Source organism: Streptomyces sp. DSM 40868 (genome assembly GCF_011820545.1).
GTDB classification, from domain to species: domain Bacteria; phylum Actinomycetota; class Actinomycetes; order Streptomycetales; family Streptomycetaceae; genus Streptomyces; species Streptomyces eurythermus.
Genome location: NZ_CP050504.1, coordinates 6,008,727 through 6,025,858, shown reverse-complemented (window position 1 = coordinate 6,025,858; position 17,132 = coordinate 6,008,727). Strand labels below are relative to the sequence as shown.

The following is a 17,132-nucleotide window of genomic DNA, read 5'->3' as shown; positions in this document are numbered from 1 at the left end:
GTGCCTGTTCCGTCCGGGACGGGCACCCCCTGCCGTCCCGGGGTCACTTGTTCAGGTAGGCCCAGAACTCGTCGAACGACAGGACCTTGTCGCCGTCGAGGTCGCGGGACTTGATGATGGCCTCCGCGACCGCCTCGGTGACGTTCCAGTCACCCTGCTGCGCCAGGGCGGACTTGAACTCCGCGGCCGTGATGAATCCGTCACCATCCGCGTCCATCCGCTGGAACTGCTTGCGTGCTTCCTCGATGTCCGCCACCGATCCGCCCCTTTTGCTCGTGTTTCTTATGCCGTACTGGCGTACTGACGCTGGTCAGATTAACGGCCCGCACGAGCGCGGAGTGCGGCGACCACCCATGCGAAGTCCTCGGCGTGCGGCGGGGCGGGCTGCCGGTTCACCACGGCGAGCAGTTCCCGGTAGCGGGCCACACGCTCGTCGAAACCGGCCGTCATGCGCTCCAGCACGTCGGCCCGGTCGGCGTCGCCGAACAGGTCGTCCAGCACCTGCTCGGCACCGGGGCCCGTGGGTTCGATGCCGCGCTCCCGGGCCGGAGCCACCAGTTCCACGAGCCGCTTGGCGAACCACAGGGACCGCCCGCCCGGCTCGCCGGGCCGCCGGCCGGCCGCGTTGAACTCGACGGCCCGGCGCATCTGCGCCCGGAACTGCGGGTCCTGGAGCATCTCGGCCAGCTCCACCCAGGCGTCGACCTCCTCGGGCGTGGGGTCCTCCGCCAGGTCGACGGCGGTGCGCCGGATCCGCTCCCGGATGTCGGGGTCCACGGTGTCCAGTCCGTGCAGCGTCTCCGCCACGAACTCCTCCATGATCCGCTGCCGTTCGGCGGCGGACAGCCGCGCGAGCTTGTTCACGAGTGTCATCTCCTCTGCCTCGGCGCCCCTTCGGGCCACGGTCGACAGCACCGCGCGGGTCACCTTCAGCGCCCGGATCCGCGCGTCCAGCGCCGCCACGTGCGTGGCCGCGACCTCCGCCACGGTCCGCTCACCGGCCAGCACCGTGCGCACCTCCTCCAGGCCGAGCCCGAGTTCGCGCAGGGTGCGGATCAGCTCCAGCCGGGCCGCGCTCGCGGTGTCGTAGAGCCGGTAGCCCCCGGGGGAGCGGGCCGCCGGGGCGAGCACGCCCTCGTCGGACCAGAAGCGGATGGTGCGCACGCTCAGCCCGGTGGCCCCGGCCAGCTCGCCGATGGTGAACAGCCTGGTGCCGTCGTCGTTCATGTCTGGGAGTCTGGGCCTTCCAGTGGGTGGAGACTCAAGGGAGGACGGGGACGTGGAGACTCTGCGGGACATTCTCGACGCGGCGGCGGCGGGCCGCTTCCCGCCGCCGGACGGCGCCACGACGGTGCTGCCGCAGCCCTCGCCCCGGGACGCCGGAGTGCTGTCCCTCACCGCGCACACGGTCGTCTTCACCGACGAGGACCCGGACTGGGTGTACGAGACGCTGCGTTCGGTGGACTCCGACCCGCTGGCCGCGTCGATGAGCCCGCGCTTCCTGACGGCCCTGCTGGACCGGACCGGGCGCACGGCCGAGACGATCGACGCGGTGCTGGTGGGCGACCCGCTGCCGGGTGAGCCGTCGTGCGCGCTGCGCGAGCTCGAGCACCCGGAGCACCCCCGGGTCGCCTACGCCCGCCGGCGCCGGGACGGGGTGCGGGCCTGGGCCGCCGACGGCGGGGTGCTGGCGCTGGGGCGCGGGGTCGCCGGGCGGCTGGAGGTGTCGGTGGAGGTGGACGAGGATGCCCGGCACCGGGGCCTGGGGCGGCTGCTGGTGACCGCCGCCCGGCAGCTGGCCGGGGAGCCGCTGTGGGCGCAGGTCGCCCCGGGCAACGCCCGTGCTCTGCGGGTGTTCCAGGCGGCGGGGTACCGGCCGGTGGGCGCGGAACTGCTGCTTCAGCGCGGGACGCCGGTGTGACCGGGTGAGCCGCGGCCCGGCCGGGGGTGGACGGCCGGGCCCACGCGATGGTCCCCTCGCGTGGGACGGAAGTCCGAGCGGGCCGTCGCCGGCCCTGACGCGGACCGGCTCGGCGCCGGTGCGGGGACCGACGGTGTCCGGCTCCTCGCCGGTTGCGGAGGCCGACGGTGTTCGGCTCGGCGCCGGCTGCGGAGGTCGCGGGCGTTCGGCTCGCAGTCGTAGTGGCCGGGCAGCCGCAGCGCCTTGCCGTCGGCTCAGGAAGCGGTGCGCTCGACGCCGGGCGGCCGTCGGCGGCTACCGGTCGGCGACGCGCATCTCGAACCACGTGGTCTTGCCGCGTGGCAGCAGGTCCACGCCCCAGCGGTCGGACAGCTTGTCCACGAGGAACAGTCCGCGTCCGCTGACATCGGTCTCCTGGACCGGCATCAGACAGGGCAGGGCGCGCGAGGGGTCGCGGACCTCCACCCGGATCCAGCCGGGGCGGCGCCGCATGCGCAGGCCGAAGAGCCGGGCGCCGGTGTGCCGTACGGCGTTGCCGACGAGTTCCGACACCAGCAGTACGGCGTCCTCGGCCAGTCTGGGGCTGAGCCGCCAGGTGTCGAGGACCACGACCTGGGCGAGCCGGCGGGCGCTGGCCGCGGATTCCGGGCGGGACGGCAGCGGGACCTCCGCCTCCGTCGGGTCGCCGAACAGTTCGATCGCTTTGAGCGCTTGTTCGTCCGCGACCGCGGGCGACCAGCGTGCCGCGGCTGCGCGGCCGTGTCCCCGCGGCTGTTCGTTGCCCTCCAGCCCCGCCATGCCCCCATGATGGCCGTCCGGAGCCGTCTTGGGGGGCGTTCCGAAGGAATACCCCCGCCGGGCATCATCGATCCGGCCCTGGCCGGGAGCATATGCCGACGGCATGGAAAGGTCCGACAGGGCCCCGCTGACCTGCGGCGACGGCTCACTTTCCGGCAAGCGTCGGACTCCCTCGGCGGCACGGTTCCAGGGCTGCCCCAAGGCTCCCACAAACCGCCCCAACGGGGGACTCGGGAATCAGACAACGCGTCAATTGACGGCGGTACGACCAGGCCGGCGGACCGGGACACGCCCGGACCACCGGCCGTTCACCGATCCGTCAGACGAACTTCGCCTTGCCGGGGCCCTCCTCCACGAAGCTGCGCATGCCCCGCTCGCGGTCCTCGGTGGCGAACAGGCCCGCGAACCAGTTCCGTTCCACGGCGAGCCCGGTGTCGATGTCGGTCTCCAGGCCGGTGTCGACCGACTCCTTGGCCGCGCGCAGCGCGATCGCCGGGCCCTTGGCGAGCCGCGCGGCCCAGGCGTGCGCCTGCTCGTACACCTCGGCGGCCGGGACGACCCGGTCCACCAGGCCGATCGCCAGGGCCTCCTCGGCCCGCACCTGACGGCCCGTGAAGATGAGGTCCTTGGCCCGGGAGGGGCCGATCAGCCGGGGCAGCCGCTGGGTGCCGCCGGCGCCCGGGATCAGCCCGAGCAGGATCTCGGGCTGGCCGAGCTTGGCGTTGTCGGCGGCGATGCGGTAGTCCGCGCACAGGGCCAGTTCGCAGCCCCCGCCGAGCGCATAGCCGGTGACGGCGGCGACGACGGGCTTGGGGATGCGGGCGACGGCGGTGAAGGCGTCCTGCAGGGCACGGGCGCGCCGGATCATCCCGGCGTGGTCCATGTTCTGCATCTCCTTGATGTCCGCGCCCGCCGCGAACACCCGCTCGCCGCCGTAGATGACCACGGCGCGTACCTCGTCCCGGCGGCCGGCCTCCTCGGCCAGCTCCTTCAGCCGGTCCTGGGTGGCGATGTCCAGCGCGTTCATCGGCGGCCGGTCCAGCCGCAGGGTGCCGACGCCTTCGGCGACTTCGAGAGTGACGGTCATGGGGCTCAGGTTAACGGGCACTAACGGGGACGGGCCCGGTGCCGTAGGTCACAGCACCGGGCCCGTCGGGTCGGCCGAAGGTCACTTCTTCCATTCCGCCCAGGACATGTTCCAGCCGTTGAGGCCGTTGTCCGGGGCCACCGTGCGGTCGTGGGAGTTCTTGACGATCACCACGTCACCGACGATCGAGTGGTTGAAGAACCAGGCCGCCGGGACGGAGCTGTCGTAGCCGCCGCGCACGTCGCGCAGGCCCACGCAGCCGTGGCTGGCGTTGTAGTTGCCGAAGGCGCCGCCACCCCAGTAGTTGCCGTGCAGGAAGGTGCCGGAGGTGGTCAGGCGGATCGCGTGCGGGACGTCCTTGATGTCGTACTCGCCGCCGTAGCCGACGGTCTCGCCGTTCATGCGGGTGACGGTGAGCTTCTCGCTCATGACCATCTGGCCGTTCCAGGTGTCGTAACCGGGCTTGCCGGTGGTGACCGGGATGGTCTTGACGACCTTGCCGTCCTGGGTGACCTTCATCGTGTGCTCGGCCGCGTCCACGATGGAGACCTGGTTGCGGCCGATGGTGAACTTCACGGTCTTGCGCTGCTTGCCGTAGACGCCGTCGCGGCCCTCGACGCCGTCCAGGTAGAGGTCGACGGTGACCTTGGTGCCGGGCTTCCAGTACTTCTCGGGACGGAAGTCCAGGCGGTCGTTGCCGAACCAGTGGCCCTCGACCTCCACGGCGGGCTCGGTCTTGATACGGATGGCCTTCTCGACGTCCTCGGGGTGCGTGATGCCCCGGGTGAAGCGTATGGAGAACGGCATGCCGACGCCGACGGTGGAGCCGTCCTCGGGCGTGAAGTAGCCCATGAAGGTGTTCTTCGGCGTCAGCGTGGTGAACGTGGAGTCCTCGGCGGCCCGGCGGCCCTCGGAGTCCTCGGCGACCGCGTGCACCGAGTACTTGGTGCCGGCGGCCAGATGGGTCGACGGCGTCCAGGTCGCGCCGCCCGCGCCGATGGCGCCCTCGACCTTCGTGCCCTTCTCGTCCTTGACGGTGACCTCGGTCAGCTTGCCCTGGGTGACGCCGACCTTGAGGGCACCGCTGGTGTCCACGCCGGTGGCGCCGGCCTTGGGCGCGATGCTGACCGCGGCCGTGGACTGCGCGTCCTTCCCGTCCCCCGTGCCCTTCCCCTTGCCGGAACCGGCCCCGGAGTCTCCGCCCCCGCCGCACGCGGCGAGCGACAGCACCAGGGCCCCGGCTATCAGCGCCAGTCCCCTACGGCCCCGCCGCCCCCGAGTCGACGCCCCCGCTACAGGCCGCATGTTCAAGTTGTTCTCCCCTCGCCGGACCAGGTCGCCCCCGGCCCGCTCCCCACCACTTATGTGCGCGCATATTAACTGCCTGGATGCGCGCCAGGCGCGGGGTGAACGTCACCGTTCCGTCGCAATCTCCCCTCGTGACCTGCGCCTCGGCCGCCGGGTCCCCCCCCTCACCGGCCGTCACTTCACCGCGCTGCCCGCCGTCCAGTCCTTCCAGTCCATGTTCCAGCCGCCGAGGCCGTTGTCCGGGGCGACCGTCTTGTCCTTGCTGTGGACGACCTCGATGACGTCGCCGACGAGGCTGCGGTCGAAGAACCAGCCCGCCGGGGTGTCCGAACCGCCGCCCTTGACGTCCCGCAGACCGACGCAGCCGTGGCTGACGTTGGCCGTCCCGGGAGCCTCCGGGGCCCAGTAGTTGCCGTGCAGGAAGGTGCCGGAGTCGGTGAGCTTCATGGCGTGCGGGACGTCGGGGATGTCGTACTCGCCGCCGAAGCCGACCGTGCGGCTGTTCATGCGGGTGACCTCCAGCATGTCCATCACCACCATCCTGCCGTTGTAGGTGGGGTGTTTGGGGGCGCCCGCGGTGATGGGGACGGTGGCCAGCAGCACTCCGTCGCGCCGCACCTCCATCATGTGCCGGGCCGCGTCGACCACGGAGACCTGCCCGCGGCCGACGGTGAAGGTCACCGTCTTGTCCTGGAGGCCGTACACGCCCCGCGCGCCCTCCACGTCCCGCAGGCCGAGGTCCACGGTGACCTCGGTGCCGGGCTTCCAGTACCGCTCCGGGCGGAAGTCCAGGCGGTCCTTGCCGAACCAGTGCGGGCGGATCTCGACCGGCGGCCGGGCGGTGACCTTCACGGCGCGCTCGACGGCGGCCCGGTCGGTGATCTCCCGGCTGAAGGACAGCGAGACGATCATCCCGGTGCCGACGGTGGCGCGGTTCTCCGGGGTGACGTAGGCGATGAACCGTTCGTCGGGGACAAAGGTGGTGAAGGTGGTGTGCCGGGCCGAGCGGTGGCCCCGGGCGTCCAGCGCCACCACGTCGACGGTGTACCGGGCGGCGAGCGCCAGCCGTGCCTCGTCGGGGCGCCAGGTCAGCCCGTCGGCGCCGATCCGCCCGGGCACCGGCTCCACCCGCGCGTCCTGCTCCTTGACGACGGTCACCTTCTCCAGGCGCCCGCCGGGCACCTGGATCCGCAGCCGCTCGTCCGGGCGGACGGCCCGGCTCCCGTCGTCGGGGGTCACCCGGATGACGTCCTCGGGGGCCGGGGAATCCCCCCGTGTCCCGCCCATGCCCAGCGGTCCCGGGCCGTCGGCGGAGCAGCCCGCGAGCAGCCCCGCCCATGTCAGTACGGCGGCCAGCGCGGCCCCCGCGCGCCGTGCGCGTCCAGTTGCGTGCCTCACACGGGTCTCAACGACCGGGCACGCCCCGGGGAAACGTGAGTGCGAGCCACCCGCTGGGCAGAACAGAGGGAAGGACGACCACGCCGGGGAGCCGCGGACGCGGGCGGACACCCCGGCGCCCGCGTCGGGGCCACGGACGAGCCGCCGGGAAGAGGGGCCGACAGTGACGAGCGCAGCCGAGCAGCGGGCACCGGCCGGGGAGCCGGCCGCCGGGAGCGGGCAACCGTCGGCGGTGATCGGCGCCCGGCGGCCGGTACCGCCCGCCCCGGTCGTGTGGCCGGGTACGCCCACCCCGCTGGGGGCCCGGTTCCGGGCCGGCCCGGACGGGGTCGCCGGCACCAACTTCGCGCTGTGGGCGGCCGGCGCGGAGGCGGTCCGGGTGTGTCTGTTCGACGAGGCCGGGCGGGAGACCCGGATCCCGCTGACCGAGCTGACGCACGAGATATGGCACGGCTTCGTGCCGGGGGTGATGCCCGGGCAGCGGTACGGCTACCGGGTCGACGGCCGCTGGGACCCGTGGACCGGCGCCCGCTGGAACCCGGCCAAGCTGCTCCTCGACCCGTACGCGCGGGCGGTGGACGGCGAGTTCGCGCTGCCGCCGGAGGTGTACGGACACGTACGGGACTGGCCGGACCAGTCGGTGGCCGACACCGTGCGCGACGAGCGGGACTCGGCGCCGTACGTCCCGAAGGGGGTCGTCGTGCACGATGACGACGACTGGTCCGACGACCGCCGCCCCAAGACGCCGTGGGCCGACTCGGTGATCTACGAACTGCACGTGCGCGGCTTCACCAAGCTCCACCCGGGCATCCCCGAGGAGCTGCGCGGCACCTACGCGGGGCTCGCCCACCCGGCCGCGATCGAGCACCTGGTGAAGCTGGGCGTCACGGCCGTGGAGCTGCTGCCCGTGCACCAGTTCGCGCACGAGGACCACCTGCTGCGCCGGGGCCTGACCAACTACTGGGGCTACAACTCCATCGGCTACTTCGCCCCGCACGCCGGGTACGCGGCCTCCGGTACGACCGGGCAGCAGGTCGGCGAGTTCAAGCGGATGGTGCGCGCGCTGCACGCGGCCGGCATCGAGGTCATCCTCGACGTGGTCTACAACCACACCGCCGAGGCGGGCGAGCTGGGCCCGACGCTGTCCCTGAAGGGCATCGACAACCGCGGCTACTACCGGCTCCAGGACGACGCCCGCCGCTACGCCGACTACACCGGCTGCGGCAACACCCTGCACGTCGTCCAGCCGCAGGTGCTGCGACTGATCACCGACTCGCTGCGCTACTGGGTGACCGAGATGGGCGTGGACGGCTTCCGCTTCGACCTGGCGGCGGCGCTGGCCCGCTCCATGCACGACGTCGACATGCTCTCGCCGTTCCTGGCGGTGATCGCCCAGGACCCGGTGCTGCGCCGGGTGAAGCTGATCGCCGAACCGTGGGACATCGGTTCCGGCGGCTACCAGGTGGGCGCCTTCCCGCCGCTGTGGACCGAGTGGAACGACCGCTACCGCAACGCCGTGCGGGACTTCTGGCGGGGCGCCCTGCCCGACGTACGGGAGATGGGCTACCGACTGTCCGGCTCCAGCGACCTGTACGCCTGGGGCGGCCGGCGCCCCTACGCCTCGGTCAACTTCGTCACCGCGCACGACGGCTTCACCCTGCGCGACCTGGTGTCGTACCAGACCAAGCACAACGAGGCCAACGGCGAGGACAACCGGGACGGCACCGACGACAACCGCTCCTGGAACTGCGGGGCGGAGGGCGAGAGCGACGACGAGGGCGTACGGGCGCTGCGCCGCCGGCAGCTGCGCAACCTGCTCACCACCCTGCTGCTGTCCACCGGCGTGCCGATGCTGGTCGCGGGCGACGAGTTCGGCCGCACCCAGCGCGGCAACAACAACGCCTACTGCCAGGACAACGAGATCGGCTGGGTGGACTGGTCGCTGCTCGAGGAGCCCGGCTGGCGGGCCCTGTCGGAGCTGACCGCGCGGCTGATCGCGCTGCGCCACCGGCACCCGGTGCTGCGCCGGCGGGCCTTCTTCTCCGGCCGCGCGCAGACCGCGGACGGGCTGCGGGACCTGGCCTGGTTCACCGCGCGGGGCACGGAGATGACCGAGGGCGACTGGTACGCGCCCGCCGCCACGCTCGCCATGTATCTGTCCGGGCGGGACATCCCGGGCCGGGACGAGCGGGGCGCGCCGGTGGTCGACGACAGTTTCCTCGCCGTGCTGCACGCGGGCGAACGGCCCACCGGGTTCGTACTGCCGGGGCCGCCGTGGGCGGACCGGTACGAGGTGGTCGTGGACACCTCGGCGGAGGAGCAGGCCGGCGCGCCGGGCACCGTCCACCGGGCGGGCACGCGGATCACGGTGCCGGAACGGACGGTCCTGCTGCTGCGGGTCGCGTGAGCCGGGCCGACGGCTCCGTGGCATTCCGGGGCGCCCGAGCCGGCCCGAGGGCACGGTTCCGAGCCGGTCAGGGGCCTGTGTGACACTGCGCGGGGCCTGTGTGCCGGCTGTGCGTGACGCGGATCACGCCCGTCGAGTGCAGCGCGGGCGGGGGTCCAGGGCCTTTCTCCTGGTGTAGACAGCCGGCGAGAACGGGGACCGTGGGGATGGAGCAGGCCAGGGCCGGTGAGTACGACGCGTTCGTGGCGGCCCGCTGGTCGGTGTTGTTCCATCTGGCCCGTCTGCTCACCGGGGGCGACCGGCACCGGGCCGAGGACCTGTTGCAGGAGTCCTTGGTCAAGCTGTGGTTCGTCTGGCCGAAGGTCGCCGACGAGGCACCGGAGGCGTATGTGCGCAAGGTGCTCGCGCGGGCCGCGGCCCGCTCGGCCCGCCGTCGCTGGTGGGGCGAGCGGCCCGTGGAGGAGCTGCCGGAGACTGCGGCGGCCGGGGACCTGTCGGCGACCGTCGCCGAACGGTCCCGGCTGGAGGCGGCGCTCGCCGAGCTGACCCCGCGCCAGCGGGCCGCCGTGGTGCTGCGCTACTACCAGGACCTGCCCGACCGGCAGGTCGCCGAGGCGCTGGGCTGCCCGGTGGGCACGGCCCGGTCCCACGCCGCGCGCGGGGTGGCCCGGCTGCGCCGGCTGCTGGCCGACGTCATCGAGCCGGTGGGGTGAGGAAGAAACATGGACCACTTCGAGCGGCGGCTGGCCGGGCTGCTGCGGCAGGACCCGGCACCGGCGCCCTTCGAGCCCCGGCACCGGGAGGCGTTGCGCGCCGGGGTGCGCGCCCGGCGCCGGGCGCGCGCGGCGCGCCGGGCCGCCGGGTGTGTGCTGGCCGGGGCCGGGCTCGGCCTGGCGCTGATGCTGTGGCCGCACGGCCCCACCGACGACCGCCCGGCCGCACCGCCCCGGCCCGCGACCAGTCCGGCGCCGGCACCGACCTCGACACCGGCACCCGGTGTCTCGGTGTCCGAGCCGCCGTCCCGGTCGCCGGACCACACGCCGTACGCACCGTCCTCGCCGTCCACGACGCCGACGGCCACCGTCGGCACCACGCCACCGGCCACCACGCCCGTGACCGAGCCCGCCGGAACGCCGTCGGCGACGGCCACCGGCTAGCACTCGACCTTCCGCCCGCCCCGGTGTGCCCCCGGCACACCCGACCGCCCAGAGACAAACGGGGTTCATGTGACGCACATCCGACCGAGCCGGCCGAGCCGGCAGCCCGCCGGTACGCCGGCCTTCCGCCGGATACCCCGGCCCGCCCCGCTGCCGGCGGCCCACGAGGCCGCCGAGCCGGTCCTGGACGTGGCCGTGCCGGTGTACAACGAGGAGAAGGACCTGGAGCCCAACGTCCGGCGGCTGCACACACATCTGCGGGACACCTTCCCCTATCCGTTCCGCATCACCATCGCCGACAACGCCAGTACCGACGGCACCCCGGAGATCGCCGCCCGGCTGGCCGCCGAACTGGAGGAGGTGACCTCGCTGCGGCTGCCGGAGAAGGGCCGGGGCCGCGCCCTGCGGGCCGCCTGGTCCGGGTCCCGGGCGCCCGTGCTGGCGTACCTCGACGTGGACCTGTCCACCGGGCTGGCCGCGCTGCTGCCGCTGGTCGCGCCGCTGATCTCGGGCCACTCCGACCTGGCGATCGGCACCCGGCTGGCACCGGGGTCGCGGGTGGTGCGCGGGGCCAAGCGCGAGGTCATCTCCCGCTGCTACAACGTCCTGCTGCGCTGCACGCTCGCCGTGGGCTTCTCCGACGCCCAGTGCGGTTTCAAGGCGGTCCGGCGCGAGACGGCCGAGCGGCTGCTGCCGCTGGTGCGGGACGGGGAGTGGTTCTTCGACACCGAGCTGCTGGTGCTCGCCGAGCGGGCGGGCCTCAGGATCCACGAGGTGCCGGTGGACTGGGTCGACGACCCGGACAGCAGCGTGGACCTGGTCGCCACCGCGCTGGCGGACCTGCGCGGGATCGTCCGGATGCGGCGCACCCTGGCCCGCCGCCCGGGGCCGGTGGTCCGGTGACCGCGACCCTGCCCGGCATAGGGACGCCGGACACCGAGGCCGCGCCGGACTCCCGGCTGCGGGCCGCCGCCCGCCGCCACGGCCCGGTCCTCGCCCTGTTCGGCACCCTGAAGCTGGCCGGCTTCTGCTCCTTCATGTACCTGCTGTCCTCCACCGGGGACTACCGCACCAAGCACCCCCGGTTCGGCGGCGGCGCGCACGCCTGGGACGTGCTGGCCACCTGGGACGGCTGGTGGTACCAGCAGATCGCGCTGCACGGCTACGACCCGAAGCTGGTCCCGGTCCCGGGCGCCACCGGCCTGATCACGCTGGAGGGCAACTCGGCGGCGTTCTTCCCGCTCTACCCGGCGCTGATGCGGGCGACCTCGGCGGTCACCGGCCTCGGCTCCTACGGCGCCGGGCTGCTGGTCTCCATCGTCGCCTCCTTCGCCGCCGCCCTCGGCATCTACGCCGTCGCCGAGCGGTTCGGCGGGCGGCGGGCCGGGCTCGCGGCGGCCGGGCTGTGGGCGGTGTGGCCGGGCTCGGGCGTGGAGTGGGCGGTCTACTCCGACTCCCTGTACGTGGCCCTGGCGGCCTGGGCCTGCCATGCCGTGCTCGCCCGGCGCTGGCTCACCGCCGGGGTGCTCACCTTCGCGGCCGGGCTGAACCGGCCCACCGCCGGCGCGCTCATCGCCGCGCTGTGCGTGTCCGCGCTGCTGTCCCTGCGCCGCCGGGAGGACGGAGTGCTGCGCCCGGTGCTGGCCATGGCCCTGGCCCCGCTCGGGCTCCTCGGCTATCTGCTGTGGGTCGGCAACCGCATGGGCGACCTGGGCGGTTACTTCAAGCTCCAGTCGGGCGCCTGGGCGCACAGCTTCGACTACGGCAAGCAGACCCTGGACGTGCTGACGTCGGTGCCCGTCGGCAAGTTCGACTACCTCTTCGCGTACCCGTTCACGGACGTCATCTCGGTCGGCGTCATCCTGCTGGTCTGCGCGCTGCTGCCGCTGCTGCTGCGGCTGCGCCCGCCGGCGGTGCTGGTCCTCTACACCGTGATCACGCTGGTCCTGGTCCTCGGCAGCCAGCAGATCGTCGCCAACATCTCCCGCTATCTGCTGCCCTGCTTCCCGCTGTTCGTGCCGCTCGCGGTCGCGCTGCGCCGGCTCAGCCTGCCGGTGCTGTGCACGCTGCTGGGCATCGCGGCGCTGGCCTCCGGCTCGTACGCCGGCTACGCCCTGTTCGAGCTGGGGGTACCGTGATCCCGCCTGCCGGACGGTGTCTTGACGGCGCGTGCGCCTTCCTGGCACCGTCCTGTGATCATGAGGCCTGCCACGGAACACACCTACGCGCGCATCGCGCTCGTGGCACGGCGGCATGTGGATCTGTGCCGGCAGTCCAGCGCCCTGTGTCGCTGACCCGCACCCTCGTTCCCCTTCTTCTTCCCTCCTTCACCTTGCCGTGCCCCGTGCCGGGGCACGGCCGTTTCGAGGATCCCGCATGTCCGACATGTCCCGCCGTGCCTTCGGCGGTCTGCTCGGCGGCGGCGCGGTCTCCACCGTCACCGGTGCCGCGTCGCCCGCCGAGGCCGCCCCCGCCGAACGCCCCTTCCGCTCCCGCACCGCCGCCGCTCCCGGGCCCCGCCCCAACTTCCTGGTCATCCTCGGTGACGACCTGGGCTGGGCCGACCTCTCCTCCTACGGCGCACCGCACATCAAGACCCCGAACCTGGACCGGCTGGCCCGCCAGGGCGTGCGCTTCACCGACGCCTACTCCGGGTCGGCGACCTGCTCGCCGACCCGCTTCAGCCTCTACACCGGCCGCTACCCGGGCCGCACCAAGGGCGGCCTCGCCGAACCGGTGGCCGACCGGTCCCAGGGCCTGGACCCCAACCACCCTACGCTCGCCTCCCTGCTGAAGAAGGCCGGCTACGACACGGCCCTCATCGGCAAGTGGCACTGCGGCTGGCTGCCCGACTACAGCCCCACCAAGTCCGGCTGGGACGAGTTCTTCGGCAACTTCGGCGGGGTCCTCGAGTACTTCTCCAAGCTGGGCCAGCTCGGTGACTACGACCTGTACGAGGGCGACGCCGAGTACCGCGACCTGCGCTACTACACCACCGTGCTGACCGAGCGGGCCGTCGAGTACGTCGGCCGCAGGCACCGCCGGCCCTGGCTGCTCAACCTCAACTTCACCACTCCGCACTGGCCGTGGCTGGCCGAGGGCGACGCGGAGACCGGCGCGGAGATCGCCGCGCGGGTCCGGGCCGCGCGGACACCGGCCCAGGCCACGGCGGCCCTCAACCACCGCGACGGTGGCTCGGTCGCCAAGTACACCGAGATGGTGCAGAGCCTGGACGCGGCCGTCGGCGAGGTGCTGGCCGCGCTGCGCCGCTCCGGGCAGGAGGAGAACACGCTGGTGCTGTTCGCCAGCGACAACGGCGGTGAACGCTGGTCGTACCAGTGGCCGCTGAGCGGTCAGAAGGCCGGCCTCCAGGAGGGCGGCATCCGGGTGCCGGCCATCCTGCGCTGGCCGGCCCGGATCGACGGCCACCAGGTCAGCCACGAGCCGAACTTCTCCCCCGACTGGACCGCGACCCTGCTGGAACTCGGCGGCGCCCGCCCCGACCCCGCCCACCCCCTGGACGGCACCAGCCTCGCGGGCTATCTGCTGCGCGGCGAACCCCTGCCCGAACGCGACCTGTTCTGGCGGGTGCGGGGCAACCGGGCGCTGCGCCGGGGCGGCTGGAAGTACTACCAGGACGCCACCGGCACCGACCACCTCTACCACCTGGCCGCCGACCTGCGCGAACAGGCCGACCTGGCCACGGACCGCCCGGACCTGCTGGCGGAGCTGAAGAAGGCGTGGGAGGAGATAGCACGGGGGCTGCTGCCGTATCCCGCCGGCTCCTGACGGCCGCCCTTTCCGACCCGCGGAAAGCAAAGGGGAATCCCGGGACCGGGGCTGGAAAGCCGTACGGCACCGAGGTACGGTTACCGCGTGATCAACAGCGATCGAAACATGCCTGGGATCGAGATCATCAACACCGCGGCACTGCGCCGGAAAAAGGAGCCTTTGGTCCCGATTTCCGGGGACGCGGGGTCGGTTGACGAGATCGCGCGCATGCTGCCGGTCGACACGGAAGGACTCCGCCGCTGCACCGGTGACGAGAAAGCCTTCATCGCCGATGTCTGGGGAAAACGCGTCCGTCTCACGACCGGCGGAATACCGGCCGACGATCTCATCAGCGTGCGTGACATCGACCGGATGCTCACCAGCCAGCCGCTGCTGCGGGCCGACATGATCCGCCTTGTGCGGCAGGGGGAAATTCTGCCGCGCAAGGCGTATCTCCGGTCGATGCGGGAGATTTATCCGCGCCCCGTCGACCACGAGATGACGGAGAACGAGCATCTCTTCGAGATGCTGACGCGGGGCGTCGCGAGCGCGGCGGAGGTCACCGCCGCCGTACGCGCGGGCGCGACCCTGATTCTCCAGTCGGCACACTGGTACCACCCGCCGCTGACCGAGTTCTGCCGTTCCCTCGAACTCGCCCTGGGGCGCCGGTGCCGGGCGAACATCTACCTCACGCCGGTGTCGTCCCAGGGGTTCGGACTGCACTCCGATCCGCATGACGTCTTCGTGCTCCAGGCGTTCGGCGAGAAGCAGTGGCACGTCGGTGCGACGCCCTGGGAGCGACGGCACGGCATCGCGGACACCGCCCCCGACGAGACCGAGGAACTGCTGCTGCGCCCCGGTGACGTGCTGTACCTCCCGAAGGGCACGCCGCACCGGGCACACACCCTGAGCGCCCGGTCGGGACATGTCACCATCAGCGTCGAGTCCAATTCGTGGCGCGAGGTCCTGCACACCACGCTGACCCAGCTCGTCGAGGACAGCCTCCCCGCGGACCTGCTGGACGCCGAGCTGCCCGCCGGCTGGCCGCACGACGGCGGTGTCCTCGACGAGGCGGCCGGGCGGTTCCTGGCAGAGGTCCGGGCGGCACTCGCGGAGCAGGAGCCCGAGCGGGTGCGCTCCGCCCATCTGCGCACCTTCCTGACCCAGCTCACGGACAGGATTCCCGGCGCCTTCGAGACGGACTCCGCTCTCGGCATTCTCGGCGTGATGGACACGACACCGCTGCGGCGGCGGAAGACGGTGCCGTGCGCGCTCTTCTCGCAGCCCGCGACCCAGCGCCTGTACGCGGTCCTCGGCCGCCGCTGTGTCGGCATGCCCGAAAGCTACGAGAAAGCCATGCGGTTTATCGCGGGGCGTACGGAGTTCACACCCGAGGAACTTTCCACCGAGTTGGACGAGCGGGAGCGGCTGGAACTCTGCCAAGCCCTCGTCGATGCCCATCTGTTGTACACGCTAGAGTGATCGGATGATCATTCCTGACGAAGTGCTGCCCGGTGGGACCCGGTTGCGGCTCGTTTCCCTCGACGACGCGGAGGCACTGCATTCCGCGTATTCCGTGAACCGGGACCATCTGGCTCCGTGGGAACCCCGCCGCCCCGACAGCTTCTTCACGGTCGAGGGTCAGGCCGAACGCATCCGTGAGCAATTGAGGCAGTTCACGGAAGAGCGTGCGGTGCCCTGGGTTTTCGAAAGCCACGGCGCCATCATCGGCACGATCACCCTCTCGGGAATGGCGTTCGGGCCCTTCTGCAGCGCCTATCTGGGTTATTGGGTGGCCGCCGACCAGCAGAACCGGGGGCTGGCCAGTGCGGGAGTGGCGAGCGTCTGCCGCGCGGCCCGCGCCATCGGCCTGCACCGCATCGAGGCCACCACGCTCCTCGACAACGCGCCGTCCCAGCGCGTGCTGAGCAAGAACGGTTTCGAGCCGATCGGCATGGCCCCCCGTTATCTGCACATCAATGGGGAATGGCGAGATCACCGTCTTTTCCAGAGGATTCTGCACGACGGTCCGCCGACGGGCTGACGGGCGCCGAGGGGACCGGGACGGCCCGCCGGGCCACGGCGTGCGCGCCCAGCCCGGCGGCCAGGAAGAGCAGCGCCAGGGCCGTCCAGCCGGCCGAGCCCGCGGCCACCACCCCGCCGGCGATCAGGGACGGCCCGACCATGCCTTCCGCGGTCGGACCGAGGCTGTACGCGGCGGCATAGTTGCCGCGCTCGGCCTCGGGCGACAGGGCGAACTGAAGCCCCCAGCCGCCCGAGGAGTGCCAGATCTCGCCCAGCGTGTGCAGGACGACGGAGGCCACCATGAGCGTGGCGGCGAGGGCGGACGGTGTCCAGGACGCCACGATCAGCGTCCCGCACATCAGGGCGAACGACAGCCCCGCCCGGCGCATGTGACGCCCGGCGCCCGGCACCGTCTCGGCCCCCCGGCTCAGCGGGACCTGAAGCGAGATCGCGATCACGGTGTTGACCGCGATCAGCAGCGGAGCCACGGCCTCGGGTGCCTCGGTGGCCCGGGTCACCCACAGCGGCATGCCGATCACCAGCACCGAGAGGTTCAGCTGGAGCACACCGTTGCAGCAGGTCAGCACGAGGAACTTGAGGTTCTTCAGGGGTGCGAGGGGCGAGTGCCGCTCGCCCCTTCGCCGCCTGCCGCCCACATTGCGCACGGTCGTCATCAGCACGGCGGCGACGAAGAACGACAGCCCGTCGCCCAGCAGCAGCATCCGGTAGCCCGCGTCCGTCCCGCTGCCCACGGCCACCGCCGCCAGCAGGGCGCCCACCAGGAACCCGGTGTTCTTCAGCACCTGCACCCGGGCCATGACGCCGACGCGCTCGGTGTCGCCGAACGCGGACCCCACGTACGCCTGGAGGGCCGGCATGCCGGCGTGCTCCGCGAGCCCCAGCAGCACCAGCACGGCGAGGAACTGCCAGAAGGAGTGCACGAAGGCCAGCGCACAGCACCACACCCCGCGCCACACATGCAGCACGATCAGGGCGTGCCGCGGGCCGATCCGGTCGACCAGGAGGCCGTTGGGAAGGGTCGCGGCCAGCGCGACGATCCCCAGCACGGAGAGCCCGATGCCGATCTGCCCGGCGGACAGCCCGGCCACCCGCGAGTAGAACAGCGTCGCACCGGCCAGGAACAGGCCCCCGCCGGTCGCGTCGATCGCGACGGTGGTCAGCAGCCTCCGCTCGGCCGGCCCGGTGGTGCGGATCCCGAGCCGGCGGGCCATGGTCGTCAGCATCCCTGGTGGTTCCCTT

15 protein-coding genes and 1 pseudogene are annotated in these 17,132 nt (G+C 72.5%); 9 read left to right on the top strand and 7 right to left on the bottom strand.

The window, feature by feature from the left end:
• Positions 1 to 43 precede the first annotated feature (43 nt).
• The gene (locus HB370_RS27520) at positions 44 to 256 is read right to left on the bottom strand and encodes an EF-hand domain-containing protein (RefSeq protein WP_030791723.1); all 213 of its coding nucleotides are present in this window, start codon (positions 254 to 256) and stop codon (positions 44 to 46) included.
• Positions 257 to 315: 59 nt separating this feature from the next.
• Complete coding sequence (locus HB370_RS27515; protein WP_030791720.1) at positions 316 to 1,227, bottom strand: MerR family transcriptional regulator; 912 nt, start codon at positions 1,225 to 1,227, stop codon at positions 316 to 318.
• Positions 1,228 to 1,279: 52 nt separating this feature from the next.
• On the opposite strand from HB370_RS27515, the gene HB370_RS27510 reads away from it, so the two are divergent.
• Entirely contained in the window at positions 1,280 to 1,921 is a 642-nt protein-coding gene (locus HB370_RS27510; protein ID WP_030791717.1) for a GNAT family N-acetyltransferase, read from the top strand.
• 294 nt (positions 1,922 to 2,215) lie between these two features.
• Here the strand turns inward: HB370_RS27510 and HB370_RS27505 are convergent, their stop codons facing one another.
• From HB370_RS27505 to HB370_RS27490, 4 genes are all read right to left on the bottom strand, one after another.
• Positions 2,216 to 2,719, bottom strand: a complete 504-nt coding sequence (locus HB370_RS27505) for an ATP-binding protein (protein ID WP_030791714.1) — start codon at positions 2,717 to 2,719, stop codon at positions 2,216 to 2,218.
• Between the two features lie 319 nt (positions 2,720 to 3,038).
• A complete protein-coding gene (locus HB370_RS27500) occupies positions 3,039 to 3,806 on the bottom strand; it encodes an enoyl-CoA hydratase-related protein (RefSeq protein ID WP_030791711.1) in 768 nt (255 codons plus the stop codon).
• An 81-nt stretch (positions 3,807 to 3,887) separates the two neighbouring features.
• On the bottom strand, positions 3,888 to 5,111 hold the full coding sequence (locus HB370_RS27495) for an Ig-like domain-containing protein (RefSeq protein ID WP_208974447.1): 1,224 nt from the start codon (positions 5,109 to 5,111) through the stop codon (positions 3,888 to 3,890).
• Positions 5,112 to 5,288: 177 nt separating this feature from the next.
• The gene (locus HB370_RS27490) at positions 5,289 to 6,512 is read right to left on the bottom strand and encodes an Ig-like domain-containing protein (RefSeq protein ID WP_030791705.1); all 1,224 of its coding nucleotides are present in this window, start codon (positions 6,510 to 6,512) and stop codon (positions 5,289 to 5,291) included.
• 163 nt (positions 6,513 to 6,675) lie between these two features.
• Here HB370_RS27490 and glgX point away from each other — a divergent pair, with 163 nt between their 5' ends.
• The 8 genes and pseudogenes from glgX to HB370_RS27450 all read left to right on the top strand — a co-directional run bounded on the left by glgX (position 6,676) and on the right by HB370_RS27450 (position 15,891).
• Entirely contained in the window at positions 6,676 to 8,919 is a 2,244-nt protein-coding gene (gene glgX, locus HB370_RS27485) for a glycogen debranching protein GlgX (RefSeq protein WP_030791702.1), read from the top strand.
• A 206-nt stretch (positions 8,920 to 9,125) separates the two neighbouring features.
• Positions 9,126 to 9,632, top strand: a complete 507-nt coding sequence (locus HB370_RS27480) for a SigE family RNA polymerase sigma factor (protein ID WP_030791699.1) — start codon at positions 9,126 to 9,128, stop codon at positions 9,630 to 9,632.
• Between the two features lie 9 nt (positions 9,633 to 9,641).
• On the top strand, positions 9,642 to 10,076 hold the full coding sequence (locus tag HB370_RS27475; RefSeq protein ID WP_051816124.1) for a hypothetical protein: 435 nt from the start codon (positions 9,642 to 9,644) through the stop codon (positions 10,074 to 10,076).
• Between the two features lie 132 nt (positions 10,077 to 10,208).
• A pseudogene (locus HB370_RS27470) lies at positions 10,209 to 10,952 on the top strand (dolichyl-phosphate beta-glucosyltransferase); the annotation flags it as partial.
• A gap of 23 nt (positions 10,953 to 10,975) precedes the next feature.
• Positions 10,976 to 12,214 carry a glycosyltransferase family 39 protein gene (locus tag HB370_RS27465; RefSeq protein ID WP_030791690.1) on the top strand — a complete coding sequence of 413 codons (1,239 nt, stop codon included), beginning with the start codon at positions 10,976 to 10,978 and terminating at the stop codon, positions 12,212 to 12,214.
• Positions 12,215 to 12,452: 238 nt separating this feature from the next.
• Positions 12,453 to 13,865, top strand: coding sequence for a sulfatase-like hydrolase/transferase (locus HB370_RS27460; RefSeq protein ID WP_030791688.1), 1,413 nt, complete (start codon positions 12,453 to 12,455; stop codon positions 13,863 to 13,865).
• 87 nt (positions 13,866 to 13,952) lie between these two features.
• Positions 13,953 to 15,329, top strand: a complete 1,377-nt coding sequence (locus HB370_RS27455; RefSeq protein WP_157855647.1) for a cupin domain-containing protein — start codon at positions 13,953 to 13,955, stop codon at positions 15,327 to 15,329.
• Between the two features lie 4 nt (positions 15,330 to 15,333).
• Positions 15,334 to 15,891: a GNAT family protein gene (locus HB370_RS27450; RefSeq protein WP_078637767.1), complete on the top strand. Its 558-nt coding sequence runs from the start codon at positions 15,334 to 15,336 to the stop codon at positions 15,889 to 15,891.
• Here HB370_RS27450 and HB370_RS27445 read toward each other — a convergent pair.
• A complete protein-coding gene (locus HB370_RS27445) occupies positions 15,824 to 17,116 on the bottom strand; it encodes an MFS transporter (RefSeq protein WP_030791684.1) in 1,293 nt (430 codons plus the stop codon). The genes HB370_RS27450 and HB370_RS27445 overlap by 68 nt on opposite strands.
• Positions 17,117 to 17,132: the final 16 nt, after the last annotated feature.